The following is a 23,647-nucleotide window of genomic DNA, read 5'->3' as shown; positions in this document are numbered from 1 at the left end:
GGCAGCGGCGCGCGTCGCAACCGTCACTCGGGCGCCGTCACCGCGAGCGCGCGCTCGATGCCGAACACGGCCGGCCGCAGCCGCCGGTAGCAGAGGAACGCCGCCGCGCACAGCACGATCGCCGCGATCAGCGCCGACTGCGTGCCCGCGCGCTCGATCAGCGAGCCGCCCGCGACCGAGCCGACGCCATAGCCGAGCGCGACGCAGCCCGGCGACAGCGCGGCCGATTTGCCGACCAGGTCGTACTGCGGAATCGTCGCGTAGATCAGCAGCGCGCCGCCCGTCCAGCAGCCGATGAAGACGATCGCGCCGAGCGTGAACGTCACCGGCGATGCCGGCATCGCGAGCAGCACGGCCGCGACCGCGCAGCCGCCGAGGTTCACGAGCGCCCAGCGGCGCAGGCCGGCGCCCGCGCCGAGCTTCGGCATCGCCGCGCAGATCGCGAGGCTCGCGACGTTCGCGATGCCGAGCACGAGCGACACCGACTTGCCGCTCAGGCCCGCATCGGTGCCGATCTTCTCGAGGAAGGTCCACACGACGCCGACGCCGCCGTACAGCGCGAGCTGCGCGCACAGCACGAGCATCGCGCCCCGGCGGTCGATCCGGCCGGCGACGCCGTCCGGCGACGGAGCGGCCAGCGTCTCGCCGCGGCGAAACAGCGGCGCCGCGAGCGCGAACATGCCGAGCACGCCGGCGACGAAGCCGAACACGCCGTGCGCGCCCCATGCGTCGCTCAACAGCGGAAAGACGTACGCGAGCAGCACCATGCTCCACGTCACCTGCCCCATCAGCATGATCCCGAGATTGCGCTCCGGCGCGCGCGAATACGACAGGTAGCGCAGCGCGATGCCGTTCAGCCCGCCCGAGCCGACGCCCGCGATGAACTGCAGCGCCGAATACGCGGCGAGCCCGTGCGTCGCGAGCGTGCCGAGGTTCGCGCCGGCCGCGAGCGTCACCGCGCCCGCGAGCACCCAGCGCACCGGCTGGCGGCCGAGCACGAACGCGACGAGCAGCGTGCCCGTCGATTCGCCGAGCACCTCGATGAAGCTCGACAGGCCGAGCGCCGCTTCGCCGAAGCCCCAATGACGTTCGACCTGCCCGACGATCGCGGGCAGGCCGAGGAAGACCGTCGGCCCGAGCATGCCGAGCAGCAGCATCACGACGACGAACAGCGCGCTTTCCTGCCGCGCTTCATCCCGCAGGTTGACTACATTCATCTGGTGTCTCTCTCCATGCCCGCGATGCGGGCCGTCCCCTCCGGGGATCGTTTTAACGTGTCGCCACGCGGTGACGGCGGCCCGGCGCGGGGCCGCCGCGCGGGCGCTCACATCGGGAAGCCCATCGCCTTGAGGCCGCTGATCCACGCGCGCTTCCAGCCGCCTTCGGCATCCGCGCCGTCGAACGCATGGAACGTGATCTTCGCGGCGAGCCAGCGCATCGGCTCCGGCGGGATGTAGCTCGGGCTCTGGTTCGCGATGTCGAGCTTGCGCTCGGGGCTGTCGCGATCGAACAGGATGTTCAGCCCCATGAACGCGCCGAACCGGCTCGCCGCGACGCCGAAGCCCGTATAGCCGGCGACGAACACGGCCTTGTCGCCGAGATAGCGCTTCGCGAACACCGAGCCGCGCGAGCAATAGTCGATCGGGCCGCCCCATGCGTGCGAGAAACGCACGTCGCTCAGTTGCGGGAACGTGCGGTAGAACGCTTGCGCGAGCCGGTAGTAGGTTTCGCGCCGGCCGTCCTGGTGCGGCTCGGGATCGCCGTCGAAGTGATAGCTGACCAGCCCGCCGAAGATGATGTTGTTGTCCTTCGTCAGCCGGAAATAGTTGAGCTGCGTGCGCGTGTCGTACACGCCCTGACGGTTCTTCCAGCCGATCCGCGCGAGCTGTTCGTCGGTGAGCGGCTCGGTCGCGAGCACGTGGTCGCGCACCTGCATCACGCGGCGGTTGATGTCGGGAATCCCGACCTTCGCGGTGCCGCTGCCGAACACGACGCGCGGCGCGCGCACGCTGCCCTTCGGCGTCTTCACGAATACCGTGCTGCCTTCGTCGGTCACGGTCACGAGCGGCGTGTGCTCGTACAGCTTCACGCCGAGCGTCAGCGCCGCGCGCTTGAGCCCCCATGCGAGCTTCGCCGGATGCACGATGCCGCTGCGGTTGCGCGACCACAGCGCGCCCGCGAACAGCGGCGAATTCAGTTGCTCGAGCGTTTCGTCGCGATTCAGCAGCACGACGTCGTGGCCGTATTCGCGATGCAGGTCGTAGTCGCCCTTCAGATGCGCGAGGTGCTCGGGGTCGACCGCGACCGTCATCTCGCCGTTCCACTCGATGTCGGCGTCGATGCCGTAGCGCTTCAGCGTGTCCTCGAAACCGTCGAGGTTGCGATGGCCGAAGGCCTCGAGCTGCGCGATGTCGTTCGGGAACACGCGCACCGCGTTCGGCAGCCCGTGCATCACCGACGTCGAGATGATCCCGCCCGCGCGGCCCGATGCGCCGTGCGCGACCTTGCCGGCCTCGATCAGCACCACGTTCAGGTGCGGCATCTGCTCCTTCGCCTGCACGGCCGACCACAGCCCGGTGAAGCCGCCGCCGACGATCAGCAGGTCGGCCGTCACGTCGCCCGCGAGTTCCGGCTCGGCGGCCGGCGCGGCGGGGTTGTCGAGCCAGTACGGGAACAGCTTCGTATTCGCGAGCGCCGCCTCGACGCCCAATGCGACCGGCGCGCCACGCGTTGCGTGCGCCTGCACCGGTGCGCTCTCTCTTGCCTTGACTTCCATTTCCATGATCCCAGCCATTCCACGCGAAAAACGAAACCGCCGCCGGGCGCGCGTCACACGGACGACGACACCGCGGCGGCGGCTTCCGACATCACGACTTCTCGAGCAGCACGTAGAACTTCTTCGCGTCCTCGATCGTCTCCCAGCGGCCCGCGAAGCCGGCCGGCAGCAGGTAGCCCTGGCCCGGCACGAATTCCTTGCGGTTGCCTTCGACGTCGGTCAGCGCGATCCGGCCCTCGACGAGCCACACCGCTTCGTCGGCCGCGGTTTCAGGAAACTCCACCGAGCCGACCTTGCCTTCCCACCAGCCGATGAGGTAGCTGCCGCTCTTGCCTTCCGCTGCGCGCCAGTCGCTCTCGTCCATGCCGAAGTCGAGCTTCGTGAATTCGCCGATGCCTGCGCCGAGTGGCAGGATGTCCTTGATCAGTTTGGTCATCTGAATCTTTCGTCTCTTGAATGAAAAAAGCAGAGACAAAGTTACTCATTTACACTGCCCCGGTATGCCCCCCTCCGGGGGGGACAAGCCGTGTTTTCCGGGGCGAACGGATCGACAGGACACCCGACGGTGTTTCCCCCTAATGACGTCTGCGCCGCCGAACGCTACAATCGCGCCGCCTTTCACCCGGGGAACCGCATGCTGCTCAACGTGAACCCCTTCCACCGCGACAACGACCGCTTCAACGTATCGTTCAAGGCGCTGGGCGAGCTGATCGAGACGGTCGGCACGCCGCACTTCGTGCCGCGCCTCACGCAACTGCTCAACGAAGTGGTGCCGCTCGACGTCGCGCACGTCGAACGCTCGCGCGTCGACGGCTCGATGCCCACCGGCTATCGCTGCGAATGGATCGGCAGCAGCGGCATCGATACCGAATCCACCGAAATCTCCGACGTGATGACGCTCTACTACGAGCGCTTTCTCGACAGCGACCCGCTGTTCGCGGGGCTGCGCGGCAAGACGGGCACGATGCTCGTCGTGCGCGACATCGCGGCGATCCCGCCCGGCGAATTCCGCCAGCGGCTGTTCGACGACGTGCGGATCGGCCACGAATGCGTGCTCGCGCGCGGCACGCGCTATTCGCAGCATTCGATCGCGCTGGAGCGCGGCCGCGACCGGCCGCCGTTCACGCTCGACGAGATGAACCGCTTTCGCAGCATCAGCGACGTGCTGTTCCCGCTGCTCGAACTGCACGCGTCGACCACCGCCGTGCGGCGCATCGCGCACCCGACGCCCGACGTCCATCCGCTCGCGCAGTTCGACGCGCGCATCGCGGCCGACCGCGTGAAGCTGTCGAAGCGCGAATACGAAACCTGCAAGCACCTGCTGTCCGGCAAGACCGTGCCGGAGACGGCCGAAATCCTCGGCGTGCGCGTCGCGTCGGCCGAGTCGTACGTGAAGCGCGCGTTCGCGAAGCTCGGCGTGCGCACGAAGCGTGAACTCGCCGCGTGGGGATCGGCTGCCGCCGCGCGCCCTTTCTCCGGCCCGCACGACGGCGGCGCGCCGCCGGCCTTCCCGCGCTGATCGTTCCTCGCCGATGCGGCCCTGAGTCGCGGCGCGGCCGCGATCGGTGGCGCCGCGGTCGATGCAGCGGCGCCGTTCGCATTGAGCGTCGTCGATGTAAACGTTGCGACTTCAGGATCTTCGCGCGCGGGTTCTCCTCTACCATCGGCCGATCGCTTGACCTCAAAACAAGGAGACGGCCCCATGCCCCGCGAATTCAATCAGCCGATGGGCGGCAACGAGATGCCGCGCTTCGGCGGCATCGCCACGATGATGCGGCTGCCGCAAGCCGCGACGACCGACGGCCTCGACGTGTGCTTCGTCGGCGTACCGCTCGATCTCGGCACGTCGAACCGCTCGGGTTCGCGCTTCGGCCCGCGCCAGATCCGTACCGAATCCGTGCTGCTGCGCCCGTACAACATGGCCACGCGCGCGGCCCCGTTCGATTCGCTGCAGGTCGCCGACATCGGCGACGTCGCGACCAACCCGTACGACCTGAAGGATTCGGTGCGCCGTATCGAAGAGGCGTACGACGAGATCGTCGCGAACGGCTGCCGGCCGATCACGCTCGGCGGCGACCATACGATCGCATGGCCGATCCTGCGCGCGCTGCACCGCAAATACGGCAAGGTCGCCGTCGTGCACGTCGATGCGCACGCGGACGTGAACGACACGATGTTCGGCGAGAAGATCGCGCACGGCACGCCGTTTCGCCGCGCGGTGGAAGACGGGCTGCTGCAATGCGACAAGGTCACGCAGATCGGCCTGCGCGGCACCGGCTACCACGCGGACGATTTCGACTGGTGCCGCCAGCAGGGCTTCACCGTCGTGCAGGCCGAGGAATGCTGGAACAGGTCGCTCGCGCCGCTGATGGCGCAGGTGCGCGAACGCGTGGGTGACACGCCGGTCTACCTGAGCTTCGACATCGACGGCCTCGATCCGTCGTTCGCGCCCGGCACCGGCACGCCGGAAATCGGCGGCCTCACCGTACAGCAGGGGCTGGAAATCGTGCGCGGCATGAAAGGCCTGAACCTCGTCGGCGCGGATCTCGTCGAAGTCGCGCCGCCGTACGATCCGACCGGCACCACCGCGCTCACCGGCGCGAACCTCGCGTTCGAGATGCTCTGCGTGATGCCGGGCGTCGCCTACCGCTAACCCGATCGACAGGATGCCCTTCATGTCCACCGCCGAGCTTTCCCGTTCCCCCGCCACCTTCGTGCTGCCCGCGGCGCACATCGCCGGCCGGCCCGTGCACGCGCCGGCCGACGCGCCCGGCGCGCCGATCTTCGACGCATCGACCGGTGCGGCGATCGGCTGGCAGGCATTCGCGACGGCCGCGCACGTCGACGCCGCGGTGCGCGCCGCGCGCGACGCATTCGCCGGCTGGCGCGACACGCCGCCCGTCGAACGCGGCCGCATCCTCGCGCAGATCGCGGCGCGCGTCGAAGCGTCGCGCGAGCGTCTTGCCGCGCTGCAGATGCAGGTGAGCGGCAAGCCGCCGTTCGAGGCCGACGCCGATGTCGGCGACGTCGTCGCGACGTTCACGTATTACGCTGCGCTGTGCGAAGACCCGGCGCTGTTCGCGGCCGAGCCGGTCGCGCTGCCGAGCGACGCCGTCACGGCCGAGCGCTTTTACGACGCCGTCGGCGTCGCGGCGCTCGTGATGCCGTGGAATTTTCCGATGGTCACGACCGCGTGGAAGCTCGCGCCCGCGCTCGCGGCCGGCTGCGCGGTCGTGCTGAAGCCGTCCGAGCTCACGTCGCCCGCCGAGCACGCGCTGCTCGACATCGTCGCCGAAGCCGGCGTGCCGGCCGGCGTCGTCAACGTCGTGAACGGCGGTGCCGACGTCGGGGCGGCGCTGACCGCGCATCCGCTGATCGACAAGATCTCGTTTACCGGCAGCACGGCCGCCGGCCGCAAGGTGATGCAGACGGCCGCCGTCGACATGAAACGCGTGACGCTCGAACTCGGCGGCAAGTCGTCGCTGATCGTGCGCGACGACGCCGATCTCGACGTCGCGGTGTCGCTCGCGGTCGCGGGTGCCTTCACGAACGGGGGCCAGATGTGCTCGGCCACCGCGCGCATCCTCGTGCACGACAGCGTGTACCGCCGCTTCATGGCCGCGTTCGAGACGGCCGTGCGTGCGCTCGTCGTCGCACCGCCCGCCGCGGAACAGGTCGCGATGGGGCCGCTGATCTCGGCCGCGCAGCGTGCCCGCGTCGAGGCGATGCTCCAGCACGGCATCGATGCGGGCGCACGCGTCGCGTTCAGCGGCCGGGTCGCGGATACGGGCGGTGCGGGCTTCTTCATGGCGCCCGTCGTGATCGCCGAGCCGGCGGCCGACAACCCGCTGTGGACCGACGAAGTGTTCGGCCCCGTCGCGTGCGTGAAGTCGTTCCGCACCGACGACGAAGCGATCGCGCTCGCGAACGACACGCGCTACGGGCTCGTCGCGACCGTCGTCACGCGCGATGCGGCCGCCGCGAAGCAGTTCCGCCAGCGCGTGCGCGCGGGGCTCGTGTGGATCAACGCGCCGCAGCTCATCTATCCGCACGTGTGCTGGGGCGGCTTCGGGCTCAGCGGAATCGGCCGCGAACTCGGTGTCGCGGGGCTGCGCAGCTATCAGGAACTGCGTCACGCGATGTACGCGATCGACTGACCAGTGCGGCCGTTCAGGCCGTTGGCGGCACCGTGTCTCGCGGCACGGTGCCGTTTTTTTTCGCTTCATGGATTTCCGGAGCGCGGCCCGACAACCGGCGTTCGTCGGTCATGCGTCCGCAGGCGCGAGCCCCTCAATGCGACAGCGCCGCGGCATGATCGTGCTCGCGCAGCGGGCCGGGAATCTCACACGCCGCGAGCCCGCCCTCGCCGATCCACGCGCGCGTGCGTTCCGCGGCCTTGTCGATCAGTTGCGCGCATTGCGAGTAGTCATAGGACGACACCTCGAGCGGGCAGAGCGGCGGCACGACATGGATTTGCGCGCGGGCCCCGTACAGCTCCAGATCGCGCACCAGTTGCCGTGCAATCACGAGCGTCAGCGCGTGCGTCGCATGCGCGATCGCACTGCGCGGCGGCACCCGCAACGCGCACGCGAACCCGGCCGGCAGCACGACGATCCGCTTGACGCCGAGCGCAATCGCCACGGAGATCGGCGTATTGTTCGCGACGCCGCCGTCGACGAGATCCACGCCGCCGATGCTGACCGACGGAAACACGCCGGGAATCGCCGCGCTCGCCAGCACGGCATCCACGACCGGGCCGGCGGACAACACGACTTCGTCGCCGGTCAGCACGTCGGTCGCGACGATGTGAAGCGGCAACGCGGCCTGCTCGATCCGCCGGTACGGCAGGTTTCTTTCCAGCAGCAGGCGCAGCGCGTCGGCCTCGACCAGATGCGGCCGGTTGCGCAGCAGCATCGCGAGGAGGCTGCGCATCGAGAACGGCATGACGTCCTGGCGGCGGATCCGGCACCACAGCGCTTCAAGCATCGCGACGCCGTCCGCGTCCGGCCGCCCGGCGAAATAGGCGGCATTGATCGCGCCCGCCGACGCACCGATCACGCAATCGGGCCGTTCGCCGCTCGCGACCAGCTCGCGGAGCATGCCGACCTCGATCGCGCCAAGACTGCCGCCGCCGGCGAACACGAAGGCGGTCGAGGAAGTGGAATCGGAAGCCACGGTGTTGCCCTCCTGCGGTTGGCGGTGACGGTGCTTTCGCCATGATGGATCGTGCGGCGCCGCGGATGTCCTGATGAAAACCCTGCCGGCACACGGTCCCGGCCGGCCGACGATGCGCACCGCGGTGCCCGATTAACCCGACAGAGCGCTTTCGAGGAGCGTCATGTCATTCACGCCCCTTTTTCGGTGCGCATGACCCGTCGGCCGCTCCGGCCGTTCAGCAACGATCCGGCCGCGCCGCGCGACCCAACTGCGTGATTCCTCCGGAATTTCACCCGTTATATTCCGTGGTATATTTCGCGAATCTTTCGCGCATCCGTCTCCGGCCCGCGCTTGCCGGACAGAGGTCAACATGCACGCTCCGCCCTTTCGCCTCGCCCGCACGGTGGATCTTTCGTCGCCGAACGGTCATCTGCCCGCGGCAACCGGCTCGCGGATCGACGCATGCTGCGCGCCGTCGCGCGCGCAACTGGCCGAGCTGAAGCGCCGCACGCGCCTGTCCGAACTCGACGCCACCCTGCACTGCTCGATCATCGGCACCTGCCTGACCACGCACGAACTGCGCAAGCTCGTGCCGAAGTTCGCCGACGTCGATCGCCAGCATGCAACCGACCTCGACATCCATCACGCGGCCGTCGAACTCGCGATCGACGGCACGGCCGGCGCGAAGGCATTGCACAAGGCGCTCGACGAACGCTACGCGGGCGCGATCCGCGCATTCGACAGCGCGAAGGATGCCGATGAACTCCTCGCACGCTGGAAGGACGCGCTCAAGCGCGGCGACATTCCGCCCGCGTACTGGGCGCTGATGACGCATCCGCGCGCGACGATGAGCGTGCGCCAGACCGCGTTCGGCGACCTGCACATGCTGTCGCACCTGGTCGGTGCGGCCAATCGCGCCGATATCCGGCGGCTGGTCGCGCTGGAGGAGGAGAATGCCGCGCTGCTCGCGAAGCTCGAACGGCAGCAGGCGCGCCTGCACGAAATGAGCATGCAGCGCGACGCGGCGTTGCACGAACGCGATGCCCTCGCCACGCGCGTGAACGCGCAGCCGCTGGCGGCGGAAAACGTGTTGCGCGACGAAGTGCATGCACTGCGTGAAGCGCTGGCCGCGCGCGATGAACGGCTCGCGCTGCACACGAGCCGCCGCGAGGCGGCCGAACAGCGGATCGCCGCGGAACAGGCGAGCGCCCGCGCGATGCGCGCGCGGCTCGACGAACTGATGGCGATGGTGAAGACGTTGCGCGCCGAAGCGAGCGCGATCGAACTGGCGGTGCAGGCGTCGGCGGACGATCCGGCCGAACGCGCGGACGATCCGCCGTCGATCCTTCAGGGCATGCGCGTGGTGTACGTCGGCGGGCGCCCGGGCTCGAACCGCGCGATCAAGCGGATCGTCGAAGCGGCGGGCGGCGACGTGACGCTGCACGACGGCGGCATCGAGGATCGCAAGGGCCTGCTGGCCGCGGCGCTGCCGGGCGCGCACATGGTCGTGTTTCCGGTCGACTGTATCGACCACGATTCGATGAACCTGCTCAAGCGCATCTGCGAGCGCCAGCACGTCGCGTACTACCCGCTGCGCACGGCCAGCGTCGCCAGCTTCGTCGAACTGATCGGGCGGCTCGATGCGCAGGCGCGCGACGGGATCGCGCCGGATGCCGCCACGGGCGACACGCCGCGCTTCTGCCTGCGGCACGGATAGGGGCGGATTCGCTTCGCCGCGTTCGTCATGCGCGGCTCTTCATTGCAGCGGGGCCGGTGACAGCCCGTCGTCAGCGTGAACGGGTGCCGGGCCAGCGTTCGTGCGGCGCGCGTCAGCGCCGCACCATTTTCGTGAGCGCGGCGATTTCGTCGGCACACGCCGCGTAGGCCCGTTCCTCGATCCCGCGATAGAGCCGGATGATTTCCTCGCCGACCGGCGTGAGCACGCTGCCGCCGCCGCTCTGCCCGCCATGCTCGGACACCGTCGCGGGCGACTTCAGCGAACGGTTCAGCTCGTCCATCAGCAACCACGCCCGCCGGTACGACATGTTCAGGCTGCGTGCGGCCGCCGAAATCGAACCGTGCTCGCGCACGGCCTCGAGCAGCGCGACCTTGCCCGGGCCGACCGCGATCGTGTCGGCCTGCTGGATACGCATCCTGAACCGCACCTCTGGCTTGGGGTGTGCCGATGTCTTCATGGTGTCCTGCCCTGTAAGCGATGCGGGCAAGCATACACGATGGCCGGCGCGGCGCTACGACAGCACGATGTTCCTGACGACTTTCTTCAGGCTCTTGAAGCTGTCGACCGATTCCGCCTTCGAGTCCGTCACCAGTGCGCCGATCCGCGCCGGCTCGCAGAAGCTGATCCGGCTGTTCGTGCCGAGCTTGCTGAAATCGGCGAGGATCGCGACGTCCGCCGCGTTGCTCACCATCGCGCGCGCCACCTCGGTTTCCATCCGGTCGTAGTTGGTCGCGCCGCGAACCGCATCGACGCCCACCGGCGACAGCAGCGCGAGGTCGGCGCGATAGCGGAAGATTTCCGCGACCGTGCCGTCGCCGACGGTCGCGGCCGCGCGGCTGCCGATCATCCCGCCGAGCAGGATCGTTTCGTTCTTCGTCTGCCCGGGGTCGCCCGAGCGCATCTTCAGCGCGACGTCGATCGAGTTCGTGATGATCGTCAGGCCCGACAGCTTCGCCAGTTCCTCGGCCAGCAGCGTCGTGGTCGTGCCCGCGTCGATGAACAGCGTCTGCGAGCCCGTGACGAGCCGCGCCGCCGCGCGGGCGATCGCCAGCTTCGCCTTCACGTGCGTCTGCGCGCGCTCGGCGATCGGCGCTTCGTCGCCCACCTGCACGGCGCCGCCGTGGACACGCTTCAGTTCGCCGAGCGCTTCGAGGTCGACGAGATCGCGGCGCACGGTTTCCCGCGACACGTTCAGCTCGGCCATGATCCGGTCGGTGGAAACGCGCTGCATCTTCGATAACAGAAGCCGGATCCTCTGGTATCGCTCTTCTTGCCACATGGAATGTCCTCGGAATGAACGTCAATGTTATGCGAACGGCGGACTACGCAGCGCTCTCCTCCATCTTTTTGATCCCCACGAGGGTCTGCAGGGATTGACGGACCGCCTGGACCTCGCTGCTCGTCATCTTCGAAAACACCACGTGGATGCGGTCGTCGTCCGGCTCGGCGTCGTCCTGTTCGATGACGAACTGGACGATGCGCGCGTGGTCGATGCCGGGCATCGCCTGGAGCGACGTCAGCTTCACCGCGCCCCGGCTCGCGAGGATGCGCACGCCCCAGCGCTGCCGCGCAGCGAAGAAGCGCTTCTCGATCGGCTTCAGGCCGGCCAGGATCGCGAGCACGATCGCCGTCGCGGCGATCGCGGCCACGTACATGCCGCCGCCCACGGCCAGCCCGACCGCCGCCACGACCCACAGGCTCGCGGCGGTCGTCAGGCCGCGGATGATCTCGCCGCGCAGCATGATCGAACCGGCGCCGAGGAAGCCGATGCCCGACACGACCTGCGCGGCGACGCGCGACGGGTCCAGCGACACGTTCTTCGCGTTCTGGATATCGGCGAAACCGAACGCCGACACGACCATCACGAGCGCGGCGCCCACGGCCACCAGCATGTGCGTGCGCAATCCGGCCGCCCACGACAGGCGTTCGCGCTCGATGCCGACGATGCTGCCGAGCAATGCCGCCAGCAACAGGCGGGACACGATTTCCAGCTGACTGATCATTTGCGTTTTCCTTGCGTTGCGTTGTCGATCCGTTGATGCGCGGCCGCCCGGGCCGCCGCCCGATTGCTCGCGCCTTCGCCCGCCCGTCGCCCGCGCGGCAACCGGCAGGTTGTATTTTTGTGCGATCTTGCGATTTTGTGCGTTCTAATATACGGTACGCAAAACGACAAAGCCAGACCCAGGTTCGCTTGTTTCATCCGCTCGGCACGCTCAATCGTCAGACCATTCAGGCAACACGATCCGGAACACTTGCTTAGGAGACCAACATGATGAAGAACGCATGGATGCTGGCTGCAACCCTGCTGACAGCGCTGGCCACGGCGCCCGCTCACGCGTCGGACGGCGACGTCTGCAAGAAGGTGACGCTCGGCGATGTCGGCTGGAGCGACATCGCGGCCACCACCGGCGTCGCGATGATGCTGCTGGATGGTCTCGGCTACGAGGCGACCAAGACGATCGCGTCGCCGCCGATCGTGCTGGCCGGCGTGAAGAAGGCGCAGATCGACGCGTTCCTCGGCTACTGGGACCCGAGCATGACGCCCACGGTGAAGCCGTTCGTCGATGCCGGCGCCGTCCATCAGTTGCCGCAGCCGAACCTGGTCGGCGCGCGCTACACGCTGGCCGTGCCGCAGTACGCGTCGGACAAGGGCCTCAAGAGCTTCGCCGACATCGCCCGATTCCGCGACCAGCTCGACGGCAAGATCTACGGGATCGGCGCCGGCAACAACGGCAATGCGCTGATCCAGCGGATGATCGACAGGAACGAGTTCGGGCTCGGCGGCTTCAAGCTGGTCGAATCGAGCGAGGCCGGGATGCTCGTGCAGGTCACGCGCGCCGTGCAGGAGCACCGGATGATCGTGTTCCTCGCGTGGGAGCCGCATCCGATGAACCTCGACTACAAGATCACCTATCTCGACGGCGGCGACAGCGTGTTCGGGCCGAACTACGGCTCGGCGAAGGTCTATACGCTCGTGACGCCCGGCTACCTCGAACGCTGCCCGAACGTCGGCCGGCTGCTGACCAACCTGAAATTCACGACCGACGAAGAGAACCAGCTGATGGTGCCGATCATGAATCACGCCGATCCCGTCGCCGTCGCGAAGGAATGGGTGAAGAAGCACCCCGGCGTGCTGTCGAAGTGGCTCGACGGCGTCACGACCCTCGACGGCAGGAGCGCGAAGGACGCGATCGGGAAACTCGTCGGCGCATGAGCACGCACCCCAAGGAATCCCCCATGTACCCGAATCTCGCGCTGTTCGACCTCGACCACACGCTGCTGCCGCTCGACAGCGACCAGGCGTGGAGCCGCTTCATCACGCGGGTCGGGTGGCGGGAAGACGACGCGCACGTGGCGCTGATCGACGAGCACTACGGCCACTATGCGGCCGGCACGCTCGACATGGACGCGTATCTCGCCGTGACGCTCGCGCCGCTCGCCCGCTATCCGCGCAACGTGCTCGAGCGCTGGCATGCACAGTTCATGGACGAAGTGATCCGCCCGGCGATCACGCAGCAGGCGCGCGACCTGGTCGACCGGCATCGCGAGAACGGCGATCTCTGCTGCATCGTGACGGCCACCAACGTGTTCGTCACCGGGCCGATCGCGGCCGAATTCGGCATCGATCACCTGCTCGGTATCGAGCTCGATACCGACGACGGCACGCCGGACGGTGCGTTCACCGGACGCAGCACGGGCGTGCCGAGCTTCCGCGAAGGGAAGATCGTGCGCACGACCGCGTGGCTCGCGTCGCTCGGCTACGCCCCGTCCGATTTCGAACGCACCTACTTCTACAGCGATTCGATCAACGACGTGCCGCTGCTCGACTACGTCACGCATCCGGTCGCCACCAATCCCGACGCGAAACTTTTGCAGGTGGCGGGTACGCGCGGGTGGCCTGTCATGAAGTTGTTCTGATTCGGGCGATATTCTCTGCTGTCCATTTTCATGTCTGGAGGGGTAATGAAATACGGAGCAAGCAGCAATCATTCCAATCATTCAGGAATCCGACTCGAATCGGATAGAAAGCCAATCGTCAGTCCGCGCCGGTCGGAAAGCCGCTTTCCGCACTGGCGCGGCGTTTTCATGATCGCGCTCCTGTGCACGCTGGCCGCTTGCGGCGACGGCGATTCGGGCACCCCGGCCAGCGTGGCGGCCGCGCGCGCAGCCGCACCGGGTTCGGCGTCCACGCCCGTCCTGCACTGCGCGAGCGCGTGCCACTGACCGACGCAGGCCGCGAAGCCCGCCATCCAAGACAGAGAGCGATCATGCAAAACAAACCCACGACACGACGTCAATTCATTGCCGATGCGTTGAAGCTCGCCGGCGCCACCGCGATCACGGGCATGCTGCCCGAAAGCATCGCGCGCGCGCAGGCCATTCCGGCGGCCACCGTGACCGGTACGATCCAGGACGTGAAGCACGTGGTAATCCTGATGCAGGAGAACCGTTCGTTCGACCACTACCTCGGCACGCTGGGCGGCACGCGCGGCTTCGGCGATCCGCGGCCCGTCGTGATTTCGAGCGGGTATCCGGTGTGGCGCCAGCCGTGGCTCATGTCCTACGTGTTCCCGTTCAACCCGTCCCCGCCCTCCGGCACCGCGAACGGCGACACCTACTACGGCGACCTCCCTCACGACTGGGGCACCACGCACAGCGCGTGGAACAACGGCCGCTACGACAACTGGACCAGCGCGAAGACGAGCGGCACGATGTACTACTTCACGCAGAACGACATTCCGTTCTACTACGCGCTGGCGAGCGCATTCACGGTGTGCGACGCGTACCACTGCTCGATGCTCGGCCCGACCGATCCGAACCGCCTGTATCTGTGGACCGGATGCTGCGGCAACGTCGCCGGCTATTCGCCGTACACGACGAACACGATGACGGGCACCGGCTGGACCACGATGCCGGAGCGCCTGAACACGGCCGGCGTCACGTGGAAGTTCTACCAGGACAAGGGCAACGGCCTCGACGCCGGCCACGGCTATGGCGAATACAACGGCTCCAGCAGCGATCTCTGGTGGAACGGCAACTACGGCGACAACGTCATCCTGAACTTCAGGCAATACCAGAACCTCGGCGCAACCGATCCGCTCGCGCCGGCGCTCAACGGCACGCAGATCGATCCGACGGGCGGCGGCAAGGAATACGACACGAACCTCTTCAGCCAGTTGCGGGCCGACGTCGCGAACGGCACGCTGCCGCAGGTGTCGTGGATCGCCGCGCCCTACGCGTACTGCGAACATCCGTCGTGGGCCGCGAGCGGCGGCGAATGGTACGTGAGCAACGTCCTCAATGCGCTGACGTCGAATCCGGCGGTATGGGCCAGCACGGTGCTGCTCGTGATGTACGACGAGAACGACGGCCTGTTCGATCACGTGCCGCCGGCCGTGCCGCCGAGCGCGTCCGCCGGCACCGGCCAGTCGACCGTCTCGACGGCCGCCGAATTCGTCGCGAGCGGCGGCGCCGCATCGGACGGCTCGGCCAGCGGCGACGTGCCGATCGGGCTCGGCCCGCGCGTGCCAATGTTCGTGATCTCGCCGTGGTCGAAAGGCGGCAAGGTCAACTCGCAGGTCTTCGATCACACGTCGGTGATCCGCTTTCTGGAGGCGCGCTTCGGGCTGCAGGAAACCAACATCACGCCGTGGCGGCGCACGGTGTGCGGCGACCTGACGTCGGCGTTCGATTTCTCGAACGCCGACCAGACCGTGCCCGCGATCCAGCCGCCCGCGAGCAACATGAATCCGAACGGCCCGGCCGTGCTGATCCCGTACCCGACCACCACCGCGGTGCCGGCGCAGACGGCCGGCCGCCGCACTGCCTGCCGCCTGCCCTACGAGTTCTTCGTGCAAGGCAAGGTCAACCGCGCCGGTCGCACGCTGTCGCTGACGATGACCAACACCGGCACCGCGGGCGTGCACCTGCAGGCATGGGTCGACGGCACGAGCACGATCCCCCGGCATTACACGATCGCGGCCGGCGCGAACCGGTGCGCGACGCTGTCGGATTCGCTCGCGCTGAATGCCGGCGGCGGCTACGACTATTCGGTCTACGGCCCGAACGGCTTCCTGCAGACGTTGCGCGGCAGCATCGGATCGTCCGGCAACACGGGTTCCAGTGCGGAAATCAGCCTCTGCTACGACGTGGCGAACGGCAACGTGCAGATCACGCTCGACAACTCCGCCGGGGCCGCCGCGACGACGTTCCAGCTCACCGACAACGCCTACGGGATGAACACGAAGCAGTCGGTCACCGTGGCCGCCGGCGCGACGCAGGCCGTCACATGGTACGGCGACGGCGGCTGGTACGACGCCAGCATCCGCGACGCGAACGATCCGAACTTCCTGCGCCGGGTAGCCGGCTGCGTGCAGCCGCAATCCGGCGCGCTGCTGACGGATTCGGCGATCGGCAACACCGGCAAGCAGTTCGTCGCGGCGCTCGCGGCGCAGGGGTCAACGTTCGGCACGCTGCGGTTCGATTACGTCGCGCCGCCGTGGAGCCACAGCCCGAAGAACTGGGTGGGCATCTTCGCGCATGGCGCGCAGCCGACCAAGGGCAGCTACAAGTCGTGGGCGTACCTGCCGAAGAGCACCGGCTCGCTGCTGTTCTCGTCCACGGCCAACACGACGCTGGCGTCCGGGCAATACGATGCGTGGTACCTGTTCGACGACGGCTACACGCCGCTCGCGGGCCCTGTCACGATCACGATCTGACCGCAGGGCCGACCGTGCCGGCCGCCCGCACGGGGCCGGCTCGCATTCGGGCGCGATGTACCGCGTCGCGCCCGAATGCTTCTTCCGTCGCGCGGCGCGCCAGACGAGCAGAGCCTCGCGAGCAAAACGCTTTCCGGCCGCGCTTCGTCGCACGACACAGTAAAACGGGCGCTCCCATGGGAGCGCCCGCTCGCGTGCAGGGTCGATCAGAACTTGTGACGCAGGCCGATGCGCGTGACGAACTGCGTGTTCGCGCCCGCGTTGCCGATGAACGACCCCGACGAGCCGATCTCGGCCTGCACCGGCGTCACGCGGCCGTTGATCGTGTTGCTGCCCGACGCCTTCTGGTAGGCCGCGCTCACGTACACGTCGGTGCGCTTCGACAGCGCGTAGTCGACCGCGGCGTTGACCTGGTGCCACTTGCCGTCGAAGCGGCCGTCGAGCTTCGAGAACGTATAGCCGAGGCCACCGCTCAGCGCCGGCGTGAACGCATAGCGGCCACCGATTTCGTAGTTGTTCAGCTTCGACGTTTCGCCCGACAGCGGCACGAACTTCGTGTGCGTCCAGTTCGCCCACACGAGCGCCGCCGCGATCGCATAGCGTGCGCCGACGCCGACCGTCTCGAGATCGCGCAGCCCTTGCGTGTTGACGTTCGCGATGCTCACGCCGAACGCGGGCGTCGCGCCGTTCGGAAAGCGGATGTTCGTGTACGCGGCGCCGATGCCGAACGGTCCCTGCGCGTAGTTCGCGCCGAAGCTGTACGCGCTCGACGAACCCTGCGAACCGGTCGCGCCGGTCGTGGTCGGCGTGCCCGCGAACTGCGTCGAGTTCGAGAAGCCGTACATCGCGCCGAACGTGAGGCCCGCGAAGTTCGCGCTCTGGAACTTCACCGCATTGTTGATGCGGCTCGACGTCAGCTGGTCGAGATCGTTGATGTGATACGCGTAGTTGCCGGCCGGCGTCTGGCTGCCCATCGCATAGTTCGCGCCGATGTAGTCGGTCGAGAACGAGTACTGGCGGCCGAACGTCAGCGAGCCGATCCCGTTCTTCGACAGGCCGACGAACGCCTGCCGGCCGAAAATCGCGCCGCCCTGGCCGATCGAGCCGTCGCCGCTGCCGAAGCCGTTTTCCAGCACGAACAGCGCCTTCAGCCCGCCGCCGAGATCCTCGGTGCCGCGGATGCCCCAGCGGCTGCCCGACGCGACGCCATCGCCGTACTTGACGAGCTTGCCGTGGCCGCCCGACGTCGCGACCTTGTTCGAATACGTGATACCCGCATCGATCAACCCGTACAGCGTGACGCTGCTTTGCGCATGCGCGACGGCGCCGAACGTCCCGAGTGCGGCCGCGGCCACGATGGTCTTTTTCATGTTCACTTCCTTTTGTTGTTGACGCGCGCGACTGCGTCGCAGCATGACGCGCGGCGTGTTGACGAAGAACCGACTGATGAACGAGCGCAAGCCACCGGAATCGCCGCGCGCGCATGGGCGTCATGCGCGTGCACGATGTTTCGTTTCGATGCCTGTGTGGGCTTGCTGAAGCGGCATGCCGCGCGGCGGCCGCTCGTGTTGCAGCGTCGTGAAGCATGCGCACCGGTTGCGCATGCCGCGACGACGCGTTGCTCCGGCGATGCAGGTCAGACTCTCTTCCGGCTTTCGTGGAGCGGGTGGACGACGCGGCGCCTGACGGCGCCGCGTCTTCGATATATTTTTCGGAATATATCGAGTCGTCACGAAACGGTAAACAACTATTCGGGTTCCTGTCGCCTTTCATCCACATGCAGCCGATGGCCATCCGGATCGACGACACGCCGCACGACAGCCGGCATCGCACCGAAATCCAGCATAATCGGGCGGTTGAACGAGCGCCTCGGCCGGCGCATACGCGCCGCACACGTTTGCGCGGCCGGCCGGCTCGTGGCTTGCCCGCGTTTCACCGTCACGGAAGCCGCCGGTCTGTGCCGGCTTCGTGCGCGGCGAATCGTGCGCTCACAAAAAAACGAAACAGAAACACACTCGATACGACGCACGCCACGACAGCGGCGACGCGCATCGCAAACCACCACGCCACCTCGCAGCCGACAGGACACCGACACATGGACCGAGCCGAGCACATCAGCATCGAACAGACGAGCGGGTTGGCCGCCGACGAACTGGACCGATGCGACTTCTCGTTCGACATCGCCTGGGAATTGAATGCGCCGTATCAGGACTTGCTCGATCTGCGCGCACTGCCGGCGCGCCGCAAGCAATACGGTTTCGATCCGGCCGGCTGGGCGGACGAGGCGACCGGCCACGCGGCGCTCTTTCGCGCGACGGCCGGCGGCAGGCTCGCCGGGTTCGTGGCCATCGGCCAGAGCTGGAACGGGATGGCCGAGATCGCGGAACTGGCCGTTGACCGCCATTACCGGCGGCAAGGCATCGCGCTGTTGCTGCTCGCGGCCGCCGAATCGTGGGCGCGCAGCCACGGCTTCGGCTTCATGCGGCTGGAAACGCAGTCGAACAACGTCGCCGCGTGCAGCACGTATGCCCGCTCGGGCTTCGTGCTCGGCGGGCACGATCGCCTGCTGTATGCGGACGACGAGAACGACGGCGAAGTGGCGCTGTTCTGGTACAAGGACCTGCGCGACGGGCAGACCGCACGCATCCGCACGGTCGACCCGGAATCGATGCGGCCGCCGCGCTGACGCACGGCGGCCCGCGCGTCGGTCATTGCCGCGTCACGTGCGCGTCGCGACGATGAACAGGCGCGGGAACGGCAGCAGCACGGTGCCGTCGGCGAGTGCCGGATAGCCGCCCGGGCCCGCGATCGCGTCGCGATAGCGCGCGAGAAACGCCGCGCGCTCGTCGTCGTCGAGCGCCGCGAGGAACGGCCGCAGCGCGCTGCCCTTGAACCATTCGACGACCGCGTCGGCCCCGCCGCGCAGCGGGTGGTAGTAGGTCGTGCGCCACACGTCCACGCGCGAGCACAGCGGCGACAGCAGCGCGTGGTAGTACCGCGCGTCGAACCGCTCGGTGCGCGCCGCGCCGCCCAGCTTGCCCGCCCACGGGCCGGCCGCGGCGACTTCGCGCATCAGCCGGTGCGCGGGTTCGTCGAGGTTGTCGGGCATCTGCACCGCAAGATGGCCGCCCGGCGCGAGCCGGCCGACGAGCGCCGGAAACAGCGTGTCGTGCGCGGGCACCCATTGCAGCACCGCATTCGCGAGAATCAGGTCGTACCCGCCCGGGTCGTCCCACGCGGAAATATCCACGACGTCGAAGCGCAGGTCCGGCAGACGCTTGCGCGCGGCGTCGATCATGTCCGCCGACGCATCGATGCCGTGGACCGTCGCGTCCGGCGCACGCGCGAGCAGCGCTTGCGTCGAATTGCCGGGCCCGCAGCCGATGTCGATCGCGGTACGGATCGGCGTGTTCGGCACGGCGGCCAGCAGATCGCGGATCGGCCGCGTGCGTTCGTCCTCGAATTGCACGTACTGGGCCGCGTATCGATCGAGTGGGGTCGTCATGTCGTTTCTCCTGGTCGGCGTGAACGGCCCGCCCTGCTCCACGCGCGGGATGCCGGCAGCCGTCGATGCACCGCATTCTGCGATCGTCGCGAAGTTCAGTAAAATGAATTTAATATCGTGATTGATTCATAATTCTGATGAAAATCGATACGCTCGGTGTCCAGGCTTTCGTCGCCATCGCCGACGGCGGCAGCTTCCGGCAGGCGGCCGATACGCTGCACGTCACGCAGACGGCCATCACGCAGCGGCTGCGCAAGCTCGAAACCTTTCTCGGCGTCGCGCTCGTCGAGCGCACCACACGCCGCACCACCCTCACCGAAATCGGCCGGCGGTTCCTGCCGCAAGCGCGCCGGCTGCTGAACGAGCTGTCCGACGCGCTCACCGAAATCCGCGAAACCGGCCTGAGCCAGCGCGGCGACGTCACGATCGCGTGCGTGCCGACGGTCGGCGTGCAATACCTGCCCCGTATCCTGCGCGCGTTCTCCGCGCACCGGCCGCACGATCGCGTGAAGATTCTCGACCACGCGTCGGCGTCGGTGCTGCAGGCCGTGCTGCATCGCGAGGCCGAGTTCGGCATCGGCATCGCCGGCGATCAGCATCCCGAACTGGTCAACGTGCCGCTGACGAGCGATCCGTACGTGCTGGTGTGCCGCGACGATCATCCGCTCGCGAAGCGACGCCGCATTCGCTGGGCGGCCCTGCAGCCGCATGCGCTGATCTTCGCCGGCGAAGTGAGCGGCAATCGCGGGCTGCTCGACGGCGCGCTGAAGACGGGCGGCGTGTCGCCGCATTCGTTCTACGAGGTGCAGCGCAGCTCGACGGCGCTCGGGCTCGTCGCGGAAGGGCTCGGCGCGGCCGTGGTGCCGAAGCTCGCGATCCAGAAGAACGCGTATCCGATGATCCGCACGATCGAGCTCGTCGAGCCGGCAGTGTCCCGCACACTCGTGCTCGTCACGCGCAAGAGCGCGCAATTGTCGCCGGCCGCCCGCGCACTGTACGACATGATCGTCGAACAGGCGACACCCTCTCGATAGGTCGGTTCCGTGTCGTGAGCGCAGTGCGCAACGACTGCAAGCGCAAGATCGCGGACCGTCGATGTCATTCCGAAACCGGGCGATGTCGTACGGCTAGGACCCGTTCCCGTCGGCAGGATTGACGCGCGTGTCGGTCGGGCTCGAACCTCCGGACGCCCCGTCGTACGCGCCTGAGCATTGCCGATTCGGCATGCGTGCGTGTCCAGATACCGGCGTTCGCACTGCGCGATCATGCTCGCCGCGCGACGCGAACCGGTCGAACCCGCTCAAAGCACCTTCACCATGAACACGCGCGACGCCCCTTCCGGCTCGCACGGCACTTCCCCGAACGCTTCGTAGCCCTGCTTCCGGTAAAACTCCGGCGCCTGGAACGAGATCGTGTAGAGCACCGCACGCGCGCATCCGCGCCGTTTCGCTTCCGCTTCGGCCTCGCTCAGCAGCCGGCTGCCGAATCCGCCGCCGCGCAGCGATTCGGGCAGGTAGAACAGGTCGATGAAGAAAAGGCCGAGCGACGTACGCCCGGTCAGGCCGCCGACGATCTCGCCGGTCGCGGAGTCGGTGACGTACACGTCGAGCGTGGCCGCATCGGCGCGCCCCGTCATCGCGTGATTGAATTCGCCGAGCTTGCGGCTGATGAAGTCGCGTGCGCCCGGCTGCTCGCGGTCGGTGAGCCGGATCGAAACGTCGGGTTGCGTGGTCATGGGGCGAAGGCAAACGGGAAGAAGGAATGCCCGGGGCGGGCGTCGCACCACTATAGCGTGTCGCCCCGATCGCCGTACGGGCACGCCCGCCGTCACGCCACCGCGAACGCCGCCTTCATGTCGGCGATGCGGCGCCGCTCGCGCATGATCATCATCCGGTTCACGACGATCACGCCGATCGTCACCGCCGTGATGAACAGCGTCGCCAGCGCATTCATCTCCGGGTTCAGCCCGAGCCGCACGCGCGAGAACACCACCAGCGGCAGCGTCGTCGAGCCCGGCCCCGACAGGAACGCCGACAGCACCAGGTCGTCGATCGACAGCGTGAACGACAGCAGCCACCCCGACAGCAGCGCCTGCGAGATCAGCGGCAGCGTCACCACGAAGAACACCTTCAGCGGCGTCGCGCCCAGATCCAGCGCCGCCTCCTCCAGCGACTTGTTCATCTCCTTCACCCGCGACTGCACGATGATCGCCACGTACGACACGCACAGCATCACGTGACCGATCCAGATCGTCACCATCCCGCGCCCCTTCGGCCAGCCGAACATCTGCTCCAGCGCAACGAACAGCAGCAGCAGCGAGATACCCTGGATCACCTCCGGAATCACCAGCGGCGCGTTGATCATCCCCGTGTACAGCGTGAAGCCCTTGAAGCGGCCGAAGCGTGCGAGCACGAAGCCCGCCCAAGTGCCGATCACGACCGACGCGGTGGCCGTCATCAGCCCGATCTTCAACGACAGCCACGCGGCGTTCAGCAGCTCGTCGTCGTCCAGCAGCGCCGCGTACCACTTCAGCGAGAAGCCCGACCACACCGTCACCAGCTTCGACTCGTTGAACGAGTACACGACCAGGCTGATGATCGGGATGTACAGGAACAGGAAGCCGAAGGCGAGGACGCCCGTCGACAGCGGTTTGCTCGGCTTGATCATTTCGCGTCCTCCAGTTCCTTGACCTGGTAGTACTGGAACAGCGCCATCGGCACCAGCAGCAGCATCACCATCGCGACCGTCACCGCGGACGCCATCGGCCAGTCCATGTTGTTGAAGAATTCATCCCACATCACGCGGCCGATCATCAGCGTGTCGGCGCCGCCCAGCAGCTCCGGAATCACGTACTCGCCCACCGCCGGGATGAACACCAGCAGGCTGCCGGCGATGATCCCGTTCTTCGACAGCGGCAGCGTGATCCGCGTGAACGCGACCCACGGCTTCGCGCCCAGGTCGTACGCGGCTTCGAGCAGCGTCAGGTCCATCTTCACCAGGTGCGCGTACAGCGGCATCACCATGAACGGCAGGTACGAATAGACCATCCCGATGTAGACGCCCGCGTCGCTGTGGTATAGGCGCAGCGGCGTGTGGATGATGCCCAGCGCGATCAGCGTGTGGTTCAGCAGCCCGTCGTCCTTCAGGATGCCGATCCATGCGTACACGCGGATCAGGAACGACGTCCAGAACGGCAGCATCACGGCCATCATCAGCACGTTGCGGCGGTTCGGTTCCGAGCGCGCGATGTAGTACGCCATCGGATAGCCGATCAGCAGGCACAGCACCGTCGACACCGCGGCCATCTTCAGCGAGCTGAGGTAGGTCGCGATGTACAGGTCGTCCTGCAGCAGGAACGCGTAGTGCGACAGCTGCAGCGCGAAGTGCACGACGCCGTCCTTGAACTCGACGAGCGACGTGTAGGGCGGAATCCCCATCACCTGGTCGGCGAAGCTGATCTTCAGCACCAGCACGAAGGGCAGCGCGAAGAACACGGCGAGCCACAGGAACGGCACGCCGATCGCGACGCTGCGGCCCGACGGCAACAAGCGCGACAGCGCGGCGAAGCGGCCCGGGCGGGCGCGGCCGGCGCCGGCGCCCGCGGCGCTCGTCGACACCGGCGCGGAAGGTGTGGAAGCGGAGGTTCTCATCATCGCGTCCTCACTGCGTCAGCACGACGCCGCTGGCCGGCGACCACGACACGAACACGTCGTCGTTCCACGCCGGCGCACCGTCGTTCATCAGGTGCGAGC

22 protein-coding genes are annotated in these 23,647 nt (G+C 67.7%); 10 read left to right on the top strand and 12 right to left on the bottom strand.

Annotated features, from left to right (window positions below; translation table 11 throughout):
- Positions 1-23: 23 nt before the first annotated feature.
- From HWX08_RS21725 to HWX08_RS21715, 3 genes are all read right to left on the bottom strand, one after another.
- On the bottom strand, positions 24-1,217 hold the full coding sequence (locus HWX08_RS21725) for an MFS transporter (RefSeq protein ID WP_174921527.1): 1,194 nt from the start codon (positions 1,215-1,217) through the stop codon (positions 24-26).
- Positions 1,218-1,324: 107 nt separating this feature from the next.
- Positions 1,325-2,782, bottom strand: a complete 1,458-nt coding sequence (locus HWX08_RS21720) for an NAD(P)/FAD-dependent oxidoreductase (protein WP_174921526.1) — start codon at positions 2,780-2,782, stop codon at positions 1,325-1,327.
- A gap of 85 nt (positions 2,783-2,867) precedes the next feature.
- Positions 2,868-3,212, bottom strand: a complete 345-nt coding sequence (locus HWX08_RS21715; protein ID WP_069259064.1) for a cupin domain-containing protein — start codon at positions 3,210-3,212, stop codon at positions 2,868-2,870.
- A 198-nt stretch (positions 3,213-3,410) separates the two neighbouring features.
- Here HWX08_RS21715 and HWX08_RS21710 point away from each other — a divergent pair, with 198 nt between their 5' ends.
- The 3 genes from HWX08_RS21710 (at position 3,411) to HWX08_RS21700 (ending at position 6,933) form a co-directional block, all read left to right on the top strand.
- Positions 3,411-4,295 carry a helix-turn-helix transcriptional regulator gene (locus HWX08_RS21710; protein WP_069259063.1) on the top strand — a complete coding sequence of 295 codons (885 nt, stop codon included), beginning with the start codon at positions 3,411-3,413 and terminating at the stop codon, positions 4,293-4,295.
- A 183-nt stretch (positions 4,296-4,478) separates the two neighbouring features.
- On the top strand, positions 4,479-5,429 hold the full coding sequence (gene speB / locus HWX08_RS21705; RefSeq protein WP_069259062.1) for an agmatinase: 951 nt from the start codon (positions 4,479-4,481) through the stop codon (positions 5,427-5,429).
- A 22-nt stretch (positions 5,430-5,451) separates the two neighbouring features.
- A complete protein-coding gene (locus HWX08_RS21700; RefSeq protein ID WP_174921525.1) occupies positions 5,452-6,933 on the top strand; it encodes an aldehyde dehydrogenase family protein in 1,482 nt (493 codons plus the stop codon).
- Positions 6,934-7,066: 133 nt separating this feature from the next.
- On the opposite strand, the gene HWX08_RS21695 is transcribed toward HWX08_RS21700, so the two are convergent.
- Positions 7,067-7,951 carry a patatin-like phospholipase family protein gene (locus HWX08_RS21695; protein WP_069259060.1) on the bottom strand — a complete coding sequence of 295 codons (885 nt, stop codon included), beginning with the start codon at positions 7,949-7,951 and terminating at the stop codon, positions 7,067-7,069.
- A gap of 352 nt (positions 7,952-8,303) precedes the next feature.
- Here HWX08_RS21695 and HWX08_RS21690 point away from each other — a divergent pair, with 352 nt between their 5' ends.
- Positions 8,304-9,650: a DUF2325 domain-containing protein gene (locus HWX08_RS21690; protein ID WP_174921524.1), complete on the top strand. Its 1,347-nt coding sequence runs from the start codon at positions 8,304-8,306 to the stop codon at positions 9,648-9,650.
- Between the two features lie 112 nt (positions 9,651-9,762).
- On the opposite strand, the gene HWX08_RS21685 is transcribed toward HWX08_RS21690, so the two are convergent.
- From HWX08_RS21685 to HWX08_RS21675, 3 genes are all read right to left on the bottom strand, one after another.
- On the bottom strand, positions 9,763-10,086 hold the full coding sequence (locus tag HWX08_RS21685) for a winged helix-turn-helix domain-containing protein (protein ID WP_174921523.1): 324 nt from the start codon (positions 10,084-10,086) through the stop codon (positions 9,763-9,765).
- A 96-nt stretch (positions 10,087-10,182) separates the two neighbouring features.
- Positions 10,183-10,950, bottom strand: coding sequence for a DeoR/GlpR family DNA-binding transcription regulator (locus HWX08_RS21680; protein ID WP_107311738.1), 768 nt, complete (start codon positions 10,948-10,950; stop codon positions 10,183-10,185).
- Between the two features lie 43 nt (positions 10,951-10,993).
- Entirely contained in the window at positions 10,994-11,674 is a 681-nt protein-coding gene (locus tag HWX08_RS21675; protein WP_069259055.1) for an MgtC/SapB family protein, read from the bottom strand.
- Between the two features lie 266 nt (positions 11,675-11,940).
- Between HWX08_RS21675 and HWX08_RS21670 the strand changes: the two genes are divergently transcribed.
- The 4 genes from HWX08_RS21670 (at position 11,941) to HWX08_RS21655 (ending at position 16,390) form a co-directional block, all read left to right on the top strand.
- Entirely contained in the window at positions 11,941-12,885 is a 945-nt protein-coding gene (locus HWX08_RS21670; RefSeq protein ID WP_404822476.1) for a choline ABC transporter substrate-binding protein, read from the top strand.
- A gap of 23 nt (positions 12,886-12,908) precedes the next feature.
- A complete protein-coding gene (locus HWX08_RS21665) occupies positions 12,909-13,589 on the top strand; it encodes an HAD family hydrolase (RefSeq protein ID WP_174921522.1) in 681 nt (226 codons plus the stop codon).
- A 168-nt stretch (positions 13,590-13,757) separates the two neighbouring features.
- Complete coding sequence (locus HWX08_RS34425) at positions 13,758-13,895, top strand: hypothetical protein (RefSeq protein WP_226239565.1); 138 nt, start codon at positions 13,758-13,760, stop codon at positions 13,893-13,895.
- Positions 13,896-13,939: 44 nt separating this feature from the next.
- A complete protein-coding gene (locus tag HWX08_RS21655) occupies positions 13,940-16,390 on the top strand; it encodes a phosphocholine-specific phospholipase C (protein WP_174921520.1) in 2,451 nt (816 codons plus the stop codon).
- A gap of 206 nt (positions 16,391-16,596) precedes the next feature.
- On the opposite strand, the gene HWX08_RS21650 is transcribed toward HWX08_RS21655, so the two are convergent.
- Complete coding sequence (locus HWX08_RS21650; protein WP_174921519.1) at positions 16,597-17,760, bottom strand: porin; 1,164 nt, start codon at positions 17,758-17,760, stop codon at positions 16,597-16,599.
- Between the two features lie 725 nt (positions 17,761-18,485).
- Here HWX08_RS21650 and HWX08_RS34720 point away from each other — a divergent pair.
- Positions 18,486-19,076, top strand: a complete 591-nt coding sequence (locus tag HWX08_RS34720; RefSeq protein ID WP_174921582.1) for a GNAT family N-acetyltransferase — start codon at positions 18,486-18,488, stop codon at positions 19,074-19,076.
- Positions 19,077-19,109: 33 nt separating this feature from the next.
- Here the strand turns inward: HWX08_RS34720 and tam are convergent, their stop codons facing one another.
- Entirely contained in the window at positions 19,110-19,895 is a 786-nt protein-coding gene (gene tam, locus HWX08_RS21640; RefSeq protein ID WP_069259050.1) for a trans-aconitate 2-methyltransferase, read from the bottom strand.
- Positions 19,896-20,032: 137 nt separating this feature from the next.
- Here tam and HWX08_RS21635 point away from each other — a divergent pair, with 137 nt between their 5' ends.
- Positions 20,033-20,929 carry a LysR family transcriptional regulator gene (locus HWX08_RS21635; protein WP_107311730.1) on the top strand — a complete coding sequence of 299 codons (897 nt, stop codon included), beginning with the start codon at positions 20,033-20,035 and terminating at the stop codon, positions 20,927-20,929.
- Between the two features lie 266 nt (positions 20,930-21,195).
- Here the strand turns inward: HWX08_RS21635 and HWX08_RS21630 are convergent, their stop codons facing one another.
- The 3 genes from HWX08_RS21630 to HWX08_RS21620 form a co-directional block, all read right to left on the bottom strand.
- Positions 21,196-21,630 (bottom strand): GNAT family N-acetyltransferase, encoded by a 435-nt coding sequence (locus HWX08_RS21630; protein ID WP_174921518.1) that lies wholly within the window; start codon positions 21,628-21,630, stop codon positions 21,196-21,198.
- Between the two features lie 92 nt (positions 21,631-21,722).
- A complete protein-coding gene (locus HWX08_RS21625) occupies positions 21,723-22,562 on the bottom strand; it encodes an ABC transporter permease subunit (protein WP_069257757.1) in 840 nt (279 codons plus the stop codon).
- Positions 22,559-23,545 (bottom strand): ABC transporter permease subunit, encoded by a 987-nt coding sequence (locus tag HWX08_RS21620; RefSeq protein WP_175807017.1) that lies wholly within the window; start codon positions 23,543-23,545, stop codon positions 22,559-22,561. Before HWX08_RS21620 ends, HWX08_RS21625 begins: the two co-directional genes overlap by 4 nt.
- Positions 23,546-23,647: the final 102 nt, after the last annotated feature.

The organism is Burkholderia metallica (assembly GCF_902832845.1).
Taxonomy (GTDB): domain Bacteria; phylum Pseudomonadota; class Gammaproteobacteria; order Burkholderiales; family Burkholderiaceae; genus Burkholderia; species Burkholderia metallica.
Note: the sequence above shows the minus strand (reverse complement) of the source record. Positions and strands in the feature narration are given on the sequence as shown.

What these genes read in the sequence shown, in the direction of transcription:
- HWX08_RS21710 (WP_069259063.1), top strand. Translation starts at nt 3,411, where the DNA reads ATGCTGCTCAACGTGAACCCCTTCCACCGCGACAACGACCGCTTCAAC.
- HWX08_RS21685 (WP_174921523.1), bottom strand. Translation starts at nt 10,086, where the DNA reads ATGCGTATCCAGCAGGCCGACACGATCGCGGTCGGCCCGGGCAAGGTC.
- HWX08_RS21625 (WP_069257757.1), bottom strand. Translation starts at nt 22,562, where the DNA reads ATGATCAAGCCGAGCAAACCGCTGTCGACGGGCGTCCTCGCCTTCGGC.
- HWX08_RS21670 (WP_404822476.1), top strand. Translation starts at nt 11,941, where the DNA reads ATGATGAAGAACGCATGGATGCTGGCTGCAACCCTGCTGACAGCGCTG.
- HWX08_RS21635 (WP_107311730.1), top strand. Translation starts at nt 20,033, where the DNA reads ATGAAAATCGATACGCTCGGTGTCCAGGCTTTCGTCGCCATCGCCGAC.
- HWX08_RS21620 (WP_175807017.1), bottom strand. Translation starts at nt 23,545, where the DNA reads ATGAGAACCTCCGCTTCCACACCTTCCGCGCCGGTGTCGACGAGCGCC.
- HWX08_RS34425 (WP_226239565.1), top strand. Translation starts at nt 13,758, where the DNA reads ATGATCGCGCTCCTGTGCACGCTGGCCGCTTGCGGCGACGGCGATTCG.
- HWX08_RS21630 (WP_174921518.1), bottom strand. Translation starts at nt 21,630, where the DNA reads ATGACCACGCAACCCGACGTTTCGATCCGGCTCACCGACCGCGAGCAG.
- HWX08_RS21650 (WP_174921519.1), bottom strand. Translation starts at nt 17,760, where the DNA reads ATGAAAAAGACCATCGTGGCCGCGGCCGCACTCGGGACGTTCGGCGCC.
- HWX08_RS21680 (WP_107311738.1), bottom strand. Translation starts at nt 10,950, where the DNA reads ATGTGGCAAGAAGAGCGATACCAGAGGATCCGGCTTCTGTTATCGAAG.
- HWX08_RS21665 (WP_174921522.1), top strand. Translation starts at nt 12,909, where the DNA reads ATGTACCCGAATCTCGCGCTGTTCGACCTCGACCACACGCTGCTGCCG.
- HWX08_RS21715 (WP_069259064.1), bottom strand. Translation starts at nt 3,212, where the DNA reads ATGACCAAACTGATCAAGGACATCCTGCCACTCGGCGCAGGCATCGGC.
- HWX08_RS21675 (WP_069259055.1), bottom strand. Translation starts at nt 11,674, where the DNA reads ATGATCAGTCAGCTGGAAATCGTGTCCCGCCTGTTGCTGGCGGCATTG.
- HWX08_RS21655 (WP_174921520.1), top strand. Translation starts at nt 13,940, where the DNA reads ATGCAAAACAAACCCACGACACGACGTCAATTCATTGCCGATGCGTTG.
- HWX08_RS34720 (WP_174921582.1), top strand. Translation starts at nt 18,486, where the DNA reads ATGGACCGAGCCGAGCACATCAGCATCGAACAGACGAGCGGGTTGGCC.
- HWX08_RS21690 (WP_174921524.1), top strand. Translation starts at nt 8,304, where the DNA reads ATGCACGCTCCGCCCTTTCGCCTCGCCCGCACGGTGGATCTTTCGTCG.
- tam (WP_069259050.1), bottom strand. Translation starts at nt 19,895, where the DNA reads ATGACGACCCCACTCGATCGATACGCGGCCCAGTACGTGCAATTCGAG.
- speB (WP_069259062.1), top strand. Translation starts at nt 4,479, where the DNA reads ATGCCCCGCGAATTCAATCAGCCGATGGGCGGCAACGAGATGCCGCGC.
- HWX08_RS21725 (WP_174921527.1), bottom strand. Translation starts at nt 1,217, where the DNA reads ATGAATGTAGTCAACCTGCGGGATGAAGCGCGGCAGGAAAGCGCGCTG.
- HWX08_RS21700 (WP_174921525.1), top strand. Translation starts at nt 5,452, where the DNA reads ATGTCCACCGCCGAGCTTTCCCGTTCCCCCGCCACCTTCGTGCTGCCC.
- HWX08_RS21720 (WP_174921526.1), bottom strand. Translation starts at nt 2,782, where the DNA reads ATGGAAATGGAAGTCAAGGCAAGAGAGAGCGCACCGGTGCAGGCGCAC.